Raw genomic sequence first — 11,456 nt, forward strand, 5'->3', positions numbered from 1 at the left:
CGACGCGGGCTGTGTATCGTATAGATAGTCGGCGCACGTTCGTCTCGGCATATGCCCGTCATGGTGTCGCCGATATAGCACTGATCCTCGGTTGTGGTAGATGTCCTGGATTGCTGCTGTCGTCTCTGACGGCTGTCGATAAGCTTGGAGGAGCGCATGATGCTGGAAGATGAGTTGACGGTGAGCACCCGTGAGCGCGATGGCGTGGCGATCATCGATCTCGTCGGTGATGTGACTACCTTCGCCGAGGAGAAGATTAATAGCGCGTACCGCGAGGTGACAAATAAGGGCTCGCGATTCGTGCTGTTGAACTTTCGCCAGAACGATTATATCAACAGCGCTGGCATCGCGATCCTGATCGGGATCGTCACCGAGGTCAACCGCAACAGCCAGAAGCTGGCCGTGAGCGGCCTCTCGCAGCACTTTCAGAAGATCTTCCGCATGGTGGGCCTGGCGCAGTACGCCGAGATCTACCAGAATGAGGATGATGCCCTCGCTGGCTTCAAGCGGCTCAACGCCGCATAGCTTCTGTGGCCCGAGCAGTTTTTTGGGGCACAAGCACGATGCTTACGCGTCGTGCTTTGTTATTGGTGCGGGCGGGGCGACGAGGGCGGCCGCGAGCTCATCGGGCGAGACGACGGCGTTTCCAAGCCGCCGCACGACGAGCGCCGCCGCCGTGTTGGCGATCTGGGCTGCCTCGACGGGCGCGAGGCCGCCGGCTAGGCCGAGGGTCGCCACGGCGATGAAGGTATCCCCCGCGCCGATGGTGTCGTAGACCTCGCTCACCTGGACGGCCGGCAGGTGCTGGTATCCTGTGCCCGCGCCGATCAGCGAGAGGCCGTGCGGCCCGCGGGTGACGATCACGAGGCCCGCCTGGAGCTCGTCGCGCAGGCGGGACAGCCCAGCCACAAAGTCCTCCTCGCGCTCCAGCCGCAGGCCCAGGGCCGCCTCGGCCTCCTGGTTGTTGCAGCGGAAGAGGTCGGCGCCGTGGTAGGCGTGGGAGCTACCCTGGGCGTCCACGGTGAAGAGCACGCCGTGGGTGCGGCAGAGCTGGCGGGCCGCCGCGATCACGGCGGGGGTCATCAGCCCGAGCTGGTAGTCGGAGCAGATCAGGGCGTCGGCGGCGGGGATCTGCTCGTGCAGCGCGGCGATGACGCTGGCCTCCTCGGCGGGCGCGAGCGGCGAGCGGTCGAGCCGGTCGAGCCGGGCGACCTGCTGGGGCAGCCGCGGCGACTCGTCGGCGAGGATGCGGGTCTTGCGGGTGGTGGGGCGGTCTGGTGATGTGACGAGGCCCTGGGCGGCGATGCCGTCCTGGCGCAGCAGGTCGCGCAGCTGCTTGCCCTCGGGGTCTGCGCCAACGATGCTGACCTGGGCGGCCGCGCTGCCGAGGGCGACGATGTTGCGGGCCGGGTTGGCCGCCCCGCCGAGGATGATCTGGCGGCGGATCAGCTCAAGGACGGGCACGGGCGCCTCGCGGGAGAGGCGGGTGGCCCGGCCGAAGAGGTACTCGTCGAGCGAGACATCGCCGACGACCAGGATGCGCCGGCCGGCGAGGCGGGGGACGAGGGCGGCGAGTGTGCTCATAGGGAATTGTAGATTGTAGATTGCAGATTGCAGATTGGCTCATTGCTTAGCATGTGACATTGTGCAGGGCGTTTTGTCGGGTCAAATCTGCAATCTGCAATCTGCAATCTCATCGTATGCGGCGGGTGCTGGCGCGGATGTAGAGGCCGGCGGCGACCAGCAGCACGATGGCGTCGCCAATCGTGCGGGTGGGCGTTGGCAGGAGCCCGACGACGGCGAGCCCGAGGAGCGACCAGGCGGCGATGTGGAAGATCTGGAGCGGCAGGCCGCTGGTGCTGATATCGCGGCGCAGCCGTCGGGTCTGGAGCCAGGTGAGGACGGCCATCGCCAGCAGCCACCAGGTGGCGTGACGTCCGAAGGATATCAGGAGTCCGGCGCAGAGGACGGTGGTGGCGATGGCGATAGCGCGGGCGAGCCGGGCGCGGGCGTTCTGGTTCATATGCTGGGCGGGCTTGGGCGTCGCCTCGTGCGGCCTGCGGGCCGCCGCACGAGGCGACGCTGCTAGTGGTTAGTTGAGGGCGGCGGCGAAGCGGCGCATGCCCTCGATGATCTGGTCCTCGCTGGTGGCGTAGGAGAAGCGGATGAAGCCCGGCGCGCCGAAGGACTCGCCGGAGACGGCGGCGATGTGGGCCTCGTCGAGCAGGTAGTTGGTCAGCTCATCGCTGGTGGCGCAGACCGTATCGCCGCGCAGGGGCCGGTTGAGCAGGCCGGTGACGTTGGGGAAGACGTAGAAGGCGCCGTCGGGCACGTTGCAGGTGATGTCGGGGATCTCGGCGAGCAGGTCGAGGATCAGGTCGCGGCGCTTGTGGAACTGGGCGGCCATCTCGACCACCGTGGCCTCGATCTCGGGGTTGGGTGTGTAGGCGGCCAGGGCGGCGTACTGCGAGATCGAGGCGGTGTGGGTGCTGGTGTGGCTCTGGATGTCCTTGATCGCGGTGATGATCGGCTGCGGGCCGACCGCGTAGCCCACCCGCCAGCCGGTCATGGCGTAGGCCTTGGCGGCGCCGTTGATGATCAGGGTGCGGTCGGCCATCTCTGGGGCCACTTTGAGCCAGCGGGCGTACTCGACATAACAGATCGCGTCATAGATCTCGTCGGTGATCACGATCGCCTCGCTGTCGCGGAGGACATCGGCGAGGGCGCGCAGCTCGGCGGCGCTGTAGACGGCGCCGGTAGGGTTGCTGGGCGAGTTGAGCACGATGATGCGGGTGCGCGGGCTGAGGCTGGCGGCCAGCTGCTCGGGGGTGAGCTTAAACCCGCTCTCCTCGGTGGTCATCGGGGTGATCGGGGTGGCACCGGCCAGCTTGGCCTGCTCGATGTAGCTGACCCAGTAGGGCGCGGGGATGATCGCCTCGTCGCCCTCATCGCACAGCGCCTGGAAGGCCAGGTAGAGCGCCTCCTTGGCCCCGGCGGTGGTGGTGACCTGGCCGACCCCGTAGGTCAGGCCGCTGTCGGCGCTGGCGCGCAGGGCGATGGCTTTGCGCAGCTCGGCGGTGCCGCCGGCGGGGGTGTAGTGGGTGTGGTTGTGGTTGATCGCGTCAATGCCGGCGTCCTTGATCGGGGTGGGGGTGTCGAAGTCGGGCTCGCCGACGCTGAAGGAGATGACATTGATCCCGGCGGCGCGCATCTGGGCGACCCGGCCGCCCATGGCGGCGGTGGCCGAGGGCTCAAGCTGGGCGACACGTCGGGCGAAGTGGTAGGCGGTCTGGGCGGGCATGGGCTGCTCTCCTTAGGTACGATTGCAGATGAGGACGGGCTATACGAAAGGTGCGACGATGCAGGGGTCTCCCTCTGCGCCGCCGCACCTTCGTGGCGATCTGGCTTTTAGCTCCAGGAAGACCTGGAGGGTGCCGGGGGTGAGGGATCCGGTGTGGCGGATGACGATCACGCCCTCGCTGTTGAGGAAGAATGTGGTCGGGATGCCCTGGATGCGGTAGCGCTGGCCGGCCCGCCCGCCCGGGTCGAGCACCACGGGCAGGCTCATGGCGCTGCCCTCGACGAAGGTGCTGACCTCGCCCCTGCTCTCTTCGGTGACGGCGATGAGCTGGAAGCCGGCGCCCTCGTCGGCGCCGTAGGCCTGCTGGAGCAGGGGGATCTCCTCCTTGCAGGGGCCGCACCAGGTGGCCCAGAAGTTGATCACCGCCGGCCTGCCGCGCAGGTCGCTCACCTTGACCTTGCCGCCCTCCAGGCGGGTGAACTCGGCATCGGGGAGGCGCATGCCCTCCTGGACACCGCTCTGCACGCTGTCGCCGCCGCCGCCGCCGCCGCAGCCGGACAGCATCGCCGCGCCGATGATAAGCGCCAGCATCAGGTGTCGCCCCATGGATGCCCCCTCTATGGTTTGGGTCGGACGCGAAGATTATACCATGCCGCTTCTGGCAGGGGCGTTTGGATCACGAAGGACGTTTGGATCACGAAGGACGCGAAGGGGGTTTGGATCACGAAGGACGCGAAGGGGTGCGGAAGACGCGAAGGACGCGAAGGGCGCGAGGGCGCGAAGGGGTGCGGAGGGCGCGGAGTGGTTAGGGTTTTGCTTTAGGGGCTGCGTACGCCTGCACCGCCAGATAGATCGCGCGCGGGGTGCCGTCGGGGGCGACGAAGTTCCAGCTGTCGGGGTAGGAGTGGGTGGAGAAGGGCGTGCTGAACTGCCAGAGGGCGACGGCGACGAGCCAGGGGTAGCCGCGGGCCTGCTCGTAGGTGGCGATCGTCCAGCGTATGCGGCTGGCCGGGCTGATCGCGGCGCTCCAGCGCGGGTGGTCGTTGTAGCCGCCCTCGGTGATGATGATCGGCTTGCCCTGGCCGCCGAGCCGGTCGAGCAGGGCGCGCACCAGCTCGATGCGGCGGAAGTTGACCTGGGTGGGGGCGGGCGCGGCGTCGGGCGGCTCCTGTCCACCGTAGGCGTGGACGGCCCACATGTCGAAGAAGGGGCCGGCCTGGGCGTCGTAGAGCGAGGCCAGGTACTGCATGTCGTCCATGCGGGTCGCGCCGCCGTCGATCGACTGGCCGGGCGAGAGCGCCCCGGCGATGATGATCGCGTCGGGGACGGCGGCCTTGACGGTGGGGTAGACCACCTTGAGCAGGGCGGCGTAGGCGCCGGGGTCGGGCGGGCGCTCGCCCCACTCGAAGCGCAGGTTGGGCTCGTTCCAGATCTGGATGTGGCGCAGGCCGAGGGGCCGGTAGCGGGCGGCGAAGGCGGCCACGTAGTTGGCGTAGTCCTGGTAGCGGGCCGGGTCGAGGTAGCGGTCGGTGGCGTCGGCGGGCCTGGCCCAGATCGGCACGAGGTCGAGCCGGGCGACGACCTGGAGCCCCTGGCGGCGGGCGTGCTCGATGACCATGTCGGAGCCTGACCAGTCGTAGCCGTAGCGCGAGCGGGGCTGGACGTAGGCCCAGGGGAAGAGCTCGACAACCCAGCTGGCGCCCATCTCACGCACCTGCTCTAGGCTGCGCTGGATGTAGGCCTCATCGCCGACGCCGTTGAGCCGGGTGTGGACGCCGACCAGCGGGTTGCTCGTGCTGACCTGCTGCTGGGGGGGCAGGTGCAGCGTGCGGGGCAGCCGGGGGCCGATGAACTCGGCCAGGGTGAGGGCGACCATGGCCAGGGCGGCCAGGGCGATAGGGGCAGTGCGTGACATGGGGTCTCCCGTTGTGGGGCGGCGCCGCGCGCGGGGCGCGTCACCTTGCGCCGCATGGGGAGCCATGTTATAACGGATTCATGATATGTCTAGGGGCGCAGCAGCCGAAGGCTACTGCGCCCCTACGCTGCGGTGATACATATATCGAGGTGGATACGATGCGGGTGATTATCGCGGGCTCCGGCCCCTCGGGGATGGTGGTGGCGCGCACGCTGGCCGGGCGCGGCCACGAGGTGGTGGTGCTGGAGAAGCGCGAGGTGCCGGGCGGTAAGGTGTCGGCCTGGCGCGACGCCGATGGCGACTGGGTGGAGAGCGGGCTGCACGTCTTCTTCGGGGCCTACCATACCCTGCTGGGCTTCCTGGGCGAGCACGGCCTGGGCGACACCTTCAACTGGAAGCCGGCGGAGATGATCTTCGCCTCGGAGCGCCACGGCATGGCCGGGATCTCGTTCGTGCCCTGGCTGCCCACGCCGCTGAACGGGCTGGCCGGGGTGCTGAAGTTTACGCCGCTGACCCTGGGCGACAAGCTGCGCATGGGCCTGGGCCTGCTGCGGCCGATCTTCGGCGACCAGTCCTATGTGGACCAGCAGGACGACCAGAGCTACGCCGCCTGGCACCTGCGCCACGGCATGGGCCAGCGCTCGCTGGACGAGGTGATGCACACGATGGCCCTGGCGCTGAACTTCCAGCGGGCTGATAAGGTCTCGGCGAAGCTGGCGCTGACGGCGATGCTGCACTTCGCCCACGAGAAGAACGCGCCGAAGATGGCGCTGGTGAAGGGCTCGCCCGACACGAATATCTGGCGGCCGCTGATCGGGCAGATCGAGGGGCTGGGCGGCCAGGTGCTGCTGGGCCGCCGGGTGGCCTCGATGCTCTACGACGAGCCGGCGAACGAGCTGCGGGGCTTCGTGCTCGACGACGGCAGCGTCATCCAGGGCGACGCCTATGTCTCGGCGATGCCGGTACACAGCCTGCGCAAGGTGTTGCCGGACGCGCTGCGGCAGTTCGACTACTTCGACAACCTGAAGCACCTCAAGGGCTCGCCGGTGATCACCATGCAGCTGTTCTTCGACCGGCAGATCGCCGGGGTGGACAACCTGCTGTTCAGCGCGGGGACGCACCTGAGCGTCTACGCCGACATGGCGATGGTCGCGCCGGAGTACCACAACGGCGGCCAGAGCATCATGCAGTTTGTGGTGGCCCCGGCCGAGAAGCTGATCGGCATGCCCGATGATGAGCTGGTGCGCTTTGTGATGGATGAGTTCACCCGGCTGCACCCGGTCGCCCGCGAGGCAACGCTGCTCAAGCATACGATCGTGCGCATCCCGAACTCGGTCTACCAGGCCCTGCCGGGGGTGGACCAGTACCGGCCCGACCAGGCCTCGCCGGTGCGCAACCTGTTTCTGGCCGGCGACTACACGCGCCAGCACTTCCTGGCCTCGATCGAGGGGGCGACGATCAGCGGGAAGCTCTGCGTGGAGCGGATCGAGTCGGCGGTGGCCCGGGGCGACCTCGCGGCGGCGGCGGCGACGGCGTAGGGACGCGTAGGGACGCAGCGCGCTGCGTCCCTACGCGTCCCGCCATGCGGGGGTTTGGGGGTGGCTCGCCACCCCCAAAGATTTTTTTGTTGGGATTTTGGCGGCGAAGCCGCCAAAATCCCAACAAAAGCAGGGTCTGGGGCGCAGCCCCAGGACGTTGCGCTGCGTCCCTACGCCGTCCGCGAACATCTGCTGCGTCACGGCGATCAAGCTGGTACAATGAAAATCATAGCCACGGGCTATTGATATGCTTCCGTGGCGCACGTCGCCGCAGCAGACCCTGAGGATATGATGCTGGCACTCGAGTCTACTCTGTACGAACACTACCGGATTACCTATGTTGTCGACGAGCGTCCCGACTGCGTGATCTACCGCGCGATCGACCTGCGCTCGTCGCTGCGTGTGCTTGTCGCCGAGCTGCCGCAGGTGGGCGCGCCCGTGATGGACGATGTGCGCGCCCTGGCCGGCCAGATCGCTACGGTGAGCACGCCGGGCCTGCTCGCTCTGCGCGACCACTTCGCCCAGGCGGCGGACTACTATCTGGTCGCGGATGATCCGGGCGGCCAGGACCTCGACCGGGTGGCGCGGGACCGCAGCGGGCCGATGCCGGAGCCCGAGGTGCTGAACCTGGTGGACCGGCTGCTGGGCGCGCTGGATGTGCTGCACGAGCGCAACCCGCCGCTGCTGCTGGGCGACCTGCGCTCGACGGATCTGTGGTCGTCGCCTGACGGCGGCCTGAGCCTCGCGCCCTTCGCGCTGGTGCGTCACGTGGGTGCCGAGCCATCGGCCTACCGGGCCCCCGAGCTGCACGACACGCAGGCCGAGCCGACCACGTCGAGCGACCTGTACGCGATCGGGGCGGTGCTCTACCAGCTGCTCACGGGCTGGCCGCCGCCCACGGCTGCGCAGCGCGACGCGGGCACGCCGCTGAACGCGCCGCGCACCCTGAACGCGCGCGTCTCGGCTCTGGCCGAGCAGCTGGCCCTGCGGGCGCTGGAGAAGAAGCCGGCGAACCGCTACCAGCGCGCCCGTGAGATGCGCAGCGCCCTGGAGACGGTGCGGCTGATGGCGGGCCGCCCGCTGGGCGCCCTCGCGCCAGTCGATGCGGCCATAGCGCCGCCGCCCGCGCCGCCCGCACAGCCTGATCGCCCGGCCGAGCCCGCAGCGGTGGTCGGCCCGCCGCCGCCCGCGCCGCCCTACGGCCAGCCGGCGCCCGGCACCTACGCGCCGGCCCCGCAGCCGCAGTTCGCCGGCGGCTACACCCAGGTGATTCCCCAGGCCGCCCCCCAGTCCGCGCCGCGGCCGTCGCCCCGGATCAGCAACGGCTGCCTGATCGCGATCGTGGCGGCCCTGGCCCTGATGACGCTGCTGATCTGCCTCGTCGGGGCCTTCATCGGCTACCGGATCTATACCGGGGCCGGCATCCCGCTGCTGAGCGGCGGCGTCGCGATGAGCACGCCCGCCCCCGCCGGCGGCGCCGCTCAGGCGACGACTCCGGCGGCCGAGCAGCCGGCGCCTACCGCCGGGGGCGTCGCCTCGGCGACCGAGACGTTCACCCAGACCCAGCAGATCCAGGAGGATGCTGTCGGCTCCGTTGCCTACGCGCCGAGCGGACAGGTGCTCGCTGTCGGCGTCGGCAAGACGATCCAGCTGCGCACGGGCGATACGCTCGACCAGGGGCCGACTCTTATCGGGCACACCGGCACGATCAGCGCGCTGGCCTTCTCGCCGGACGGCGCGATCCTCGCCTCGGGCGCGCAGGATGAGAACACGGTGATCCTGTGGGATGTGGCCACCGGCCAGGAGCTGCGCCGCCTCGATGGCCACACCGGCTGGATCCGCAGCCTGGCCTTCTCGCCCGATGGGGCGGCCCTGGCCTCGGGCAGCACCGACACCACCGTGCGCCTGTGGGACGTCGCGCGCGGGCAGCCCCTTGGCGTGCTCGAAGGCCACACGGACTTTCTGGGCAATCTCGCCTTCTCGCCCGATGGCTCGACCCTCGCCTCGGCATCGCGGGATGGCACGCTGCGCCTCTGGGACGTGGCCTCCCGGCAGCCCTGGGCCGGCTTCAGCTACACGGCCCCCACCGACCCGTCCACCAACCAGCCCTACTGGCTCACCGGGGTCGCCTATAGCCCCGATGGCAAGAGCATCGCCGTAGGCTCGGTGAGCACAAGCATCTACGTGCTCGACGCGGCCAGCGGCAAGCTCCAGCGCGAGCTGAAGGGCCATCAGGACTGGGTGGTCATCCGCGGGCTGAGCTACAGCCCAGATGGCCGCACCCTGGCCAGCGCGAGCCTCGATGGCACGGTGCGCCTCTGGAGCCCGCTCACCGGCACTGAGCGCGCCTCGCTCACCCAGCGCGGCATGCGCCTGATCGGCCTGAGCTGGGCCCCCGATAGCCAGCGCCTCGCGGTCACCAGCGACACTGCCGGCTCGCTGACGATCTGGAATGCCCAGAGCCGACAGGCCGAGCGGACGCTGCTGCTGGCCCAGGGCACGGTGACGACCCTGGCCTACTCGGATAGCGGCACGGTGCTCGGCTCCGGCGGCGCCAGCGGCACGGTGCGCCTGCATATCTTCCCGAACGATCGCCAGGTGAACTTGAACGGCGGCGCGCCGACCAGCCAGTTCATCGGCTTTGTCAGCGACACACAGCTGGCCGCGATCAGCGACGCCGGGGAGGTTGTGATCATCGACCTGACCGGCCAAGACCGCAACCGGCAGCTCCAGGGCCTCTCGGGATTCGCCCTCAGCCTCGTGGTGAGCCGCGACCGCAGCCTTGTCGCCGCCGGCAATGAGCGCGGCGAGGTGGCGATCTGGGAGGTCAGCAGCCAGCGGCTCCTGCGCACCCTGCGCGGGCTGAACGGGGCCGCCTTCTCGCTCGCATTTAACCGCGACGCCTCGCAGATCGCCGCCGTCACGAATCAGGACGCGGGCACCTCGCAGATCGTCGTCTGGGCAGTCCAGGATCTGGAGCGCGTCCGACGGCGCGGCGATCCGCACGATCACCGCGCCGGCCGACGACCACTGGTTCAGTAGCTTCGCCTTCTCTCCCGATGGGAAGCTGCTGGTGACGGGGAGCGTTGTCGGCACGGTTGAGTTCTGGGACCTGCAGAGCGGCGCGCGGCTGAGTACGATCCGCCTCGGCTCGGGCAGCGTGATGGCCCTTGCCTTCCGCCCCGATGGCAAGCAGATCGCCGCGAGCACGCGGGCGGGCGGGATCTATCTGCTGGAGCCGGCCGGCTAACACGAGGTGTGTGTCACGGGCTCCGAGGGGCGGGTGTAACAGAATCCTGGGTATAATGGACATGATCCCCGTGCCGCTCCCCGCGCCGCGTCAGCCCGATCATAAAGGAGAGCCCGATGTTTGACTCATTCAAGCAGAAATATGATCGCACCCCCACCGGCCAGGAGGATCGCGTGCCGCCTGGGCAGTATGTGACGGAGAAGTTTCCGGTGCTGCACTATGGCAGCGTGCCGCAGTATGCGGATCTGGATGCCACCTGGGATCTGCGCGTCTGGGGCGAGCTTGAGGACTCGGCTAGCCTGAGCTTCGCGGAGTTCCGCGCGCTGCCGACGATCCAGATCACCACGGACATCCACTGCGTCACCCGCTGGAGCAAGCTCGATACGCGCTGGGAGGGCGTGCAGTTTAGGGAGTTCCTCAAGCATATCCCGGCCCTCAAACCGGCGGCGCAGTTTGTGATCGCGCACTGCGACCAGGGCTTCACGGCAAATGTCCCGCTCGAGGTGCTCCTCGACGATGAGGCCATGCTCGCCTATAAGTTCGATGGCGAGGAGCTGACCCCGGAGCACGGCTTCCCGCTACGCCTGCTCACCCCGCGCAAGTACTTCTGGAAGAGCGCGAAGTGGCTGCGCGGCCTGGAGTTCCTGTCCTACGATAAGCTTGGCTTCTGGGAGCGCTACGGCTATAACAACAACGCCGACCCCTGGAAAGAGGAGCGCTACGCGGAGTAGTTATGAATGGTGAATGGTGAATGCTGCACATTCACCATTCACCATTACGCTTATGGAGTGGCCCACGACAATCGAGGAGGCCCTGGCCGTCCAGGAGCGGCTGCGCGGACAGGTGATCGTCGCTGACGAAGAATTCCCGCTGCGCACCGTCGCCGGCGTCGACGCCGGGTTCGAGGAGGATGGGACGGTCGCCCGGGCCGCCGTGGTGCTGCTCTCCTTCCCCGAGCTCTCGCCCGTCACCCACGCCATCGCCCGCAGCCCCGCGCCCTTCCCCTACATCCCCGGCTTCCTCTCGTTCCGTGAGGCCCCCGCGATCCTCGCGGCCCTGGACACGCTTGATGTCGCCCCCGACCTGCTGATCTGCGACGGCCAGGGGATCGCCCACCCACGGCGCCTCGGCATCGCCAGCCACCTCGGCGTGCTCACCGGCATCCCCGCCATCGGCTGCGCCAAGTCGCTCTTGGTCGGCCTCCACGACCCTGTTCCCGACGAGCGCGGCGGGCGCGCACCGCTCATCCATCGGGGCGAGCCTGTCGGCTACGTACTGCGCACCCGCGCCGGCGTCAGGCCGGTCTATGTCTCCCCGGGGCATCGCGTGAGCCTCGATCGCGCCGCCGACCTGGTGATGGCCTGCACCACCCGCTACCGCCTGCCCGAGACCACCCGCTACGCCCATAATCTCGCCTCCCACGGCACCATCCCGCAGCCGCGCAGGCGTCTG

At 68.8% G+C, this 11,456-nt stretch carries 11 protein-coding genes; 6 read left to right on the forward strand and 5 right to left on the reverse strand.

What is annotated here, in order from left to right; genetic code table 11:
* Positions 1 to 159 precede the first annotated feature (159 nt).
* On the forward strand, positions 160 to 525 hold the full coding sequence (locus K2Z83_RS03975; RefSeq protein WP_220594063.1) for an STAS domain-containing protein: 366 nt from the start codon (positions 160 to 162) through the stop codon (positions 523 to 525).
* Between the two features lie 42 nt (positions 526 to 567).
* On the opposite strand, the gene K2Z83_RS03980 is transcribed toward K2Z83_RS03975, so the two are convergent.
* The 5 genes from K2Z83_RS03980 to K2Z83_RS04000 form a co-directional block, all read right to left on the reverse strand.
* Positions 568 to 1,584, reverse strand: coding sequence for a bifunctional heptose 7-phosphate kinase/heptose 1-phosphate adenyltransferase (locus K2Z83_RS03980; protein ID WP_220593883.1), 1,017 nt, complete (start codon positions 1,582 to 1,584; stop codon positions 568 to 570).
* A gap of 109 nt (positions 1,585 to 1,693) precedes the next feature.
* On the reverse strand, positions 1,694 to 2,023 hold the full coding sequence (locus K2Z83_RS03985) for a hypothetical protein (RefSeq protein ID WP_220593884.1): 330 nt from the start codon (positions 2,021 to 2,023) through the stop codon (positions 1,694 to 1,696).
* 69 nt (positions 2,024 to 2,092) lie between these two features.
* Positions 2,093 to 3,301: a pyridoxal phosphate-dependent aminotransferase gene (locus tag K2Z83_RS03990; protein ID WP_220593885.1), complete on the reverse strand. Its 1,209-nt coding sequence runs from the start codon at positions 3,299 to 3,301 to the stop codon at positions 2,093 to 2,095.
* A 39-nt stretch (positions 3,302 to 3,340) separates the two neighbouring features.
* Positions 3,341 to 3,907 (reverse strand): TlpA disulfide reductase family protein, encoded by a 567-nt coding sequence (locus K2Z83_RS03995; RefSeq protein WP_220593886.1) that lies wholly within the window; start codon positions 3,905 to 3,907, stop codon positions 3,341 to 3,343.
* A gap of 199 nt (positions 3,908 to 4,106) precedes the next feature.
* On the reverse strand, positions 4,107 to 5,216 hold the full coding sequence (locus tag K2Z83_RS04000; RefSeq protein ID WP_220593887.1) for a hypothetical protein: 1,110 nt from the start codon (positions 5,214 to 5,216) through the stop codon (positions 4,107 to 4,109).
* A gap of 158 nt (positions 5,217 to 5,374) precedes the next feature.
* Between K2Z83_RS04000 and K2Z83_RS04005 the strand changes: the two genes are divergently transcribed.
* The 5 genes from K2Z83_RS04005 to nfi all read left to right on the forward strand — a co-directional run.
* Entirely contained in the window at positions 5,375 to 6,754 is a 1,380-nt protein-coding gene (locus K2Z83_RS04005; RefSeq protein ID WP_220593888.1) for an FAD-dependent oxidoreductase, read from the forward strand.
* 288 nt (positions 6,755 to 7,042) lie between these two features.
* The gene (locus K2Z83_RS04010; protein WP_255603262.1) at positions 7,043 to 9,796 is read left to right on the forward strand and encodes a serine/threonine protein kinase; all 2,754 of its coding nucleotides are present in this window, start codon (positions 7,043 to 7,045) and stop codon (positions 9,794 to 9,796) included.
* The gene (locus K2Z83_RS28700; protein WP_370650067.1) at positions 9,762 to 10,004 is read left to right on the forward strand and encodes a WD40 repeat domain-containing protein; all 243 of its coding nucleotides are present in this window, start codon (positions 9,762 to 9,764) and stop codon (positions 10,002 to 10,004) included. The genes K2Z83_RS04010 and K2Z83_RS28700 overlap by 35 nt, the downstream gene beginning before the upstream one ends.
* Before the next feature lie 116 nt (positions 10,005 to 10,120).
* Entirely contained in the window at positions 10,121 to 10,735 is a 615-nt protein-coding gene (locus K2Z83_RS04015; protein WP_220593889.1) for a sulfite oxidase-like oxidoreductase, read from the forward strand.
* Between the two features lie 52 nt (positions 10,736 to 10,787).
* Positions 10,788 to 11,456: deoxyribonuclease V (gene nfi, locus K2Z83_RS04020; protein ID WP_220594064.1), on the forward strand; the 669-nt coding region annotated here is incomplete at its 3' end.

Origin of the sequence: Oscillochloris sp. ZM17-4 (assembly GCF_019599295.1) — a bacterium.
Taxonomy (GTDB): domain Bacteria; phylum Chloroflexota; class Chloroflexia; order Chloroflexales; family Chloroflexaceae; genus Oscillochloris.

Excerpts from the sequence above, each read along its gene's own strand:
- K2Z83_RS03975 (WP_220594063.1), top strand. The coding sequence starts at position 160 with ATGCTGGAAGATGAGTTGACGGTGAGCACCCGTGAGCGCGATGGCGTG.
- K2Z83_RS03980 (WP_220593883.1), bottom strand. The coding sequence starts at position 1,584 with ATGAGCACACTCGCCGCCCTCGTCCCCCGCCTCGCCGGCCGGCGCATC.
- K2Z83_RS03985 (WP_220593884.1), bottom strand. The coding sequence starts at position 2,023 with ATGAACCAGAACGCCCGCGCCCGGCTCGCCCGCGCTATCGCCATCGCC.
- K2Z83_RS03990 (WP_220593885.1), bottom strand. The coding sequence starts at position 3,301 with ATGCCCGCCCAGACCGCCTACCACTTCGCCCGACGTGTCGCCCAGCTT.
- K2Z83_RS03995 (WP_220593886.1), bottom strand. The coding sequence starts at position 3,907 with ATGGGGCGACACCTGATGCTGGCGCTTATCATCGGCGCGGCGATGCTG.
- K2Z83_RS04000 (WP_220593887.1), bottom strand. The coding sequence starts at position 5,216 with ATGTCACGCACTGCCCCTATCGCCCTGGCCGCCCTGGCCATGGTCGCC.
- K2Z83_RS04005 (WP_220593888.1), top strand. The coding sequence starts at position 5,375 with ATGCGGGTGATTATCGCGGGCTCCGGCCCCTCGGGGATGGTGGTGGCG.
- K2Z83_RS04010 (WP_255603262.1), top strand. The coding sequence starts at position 7,043 with ATGATGCTGGCACTCGAGTCTACTCTGTACGAACACTACCGGATTACC.
- K2Z83_RS04015 (WP_220593889.1), top strand. The coding sequence starts at position 10,121 with ATGTTTGACTCATTCAAGCAGAAATATGATCGCACCCCCACCGGCCAG.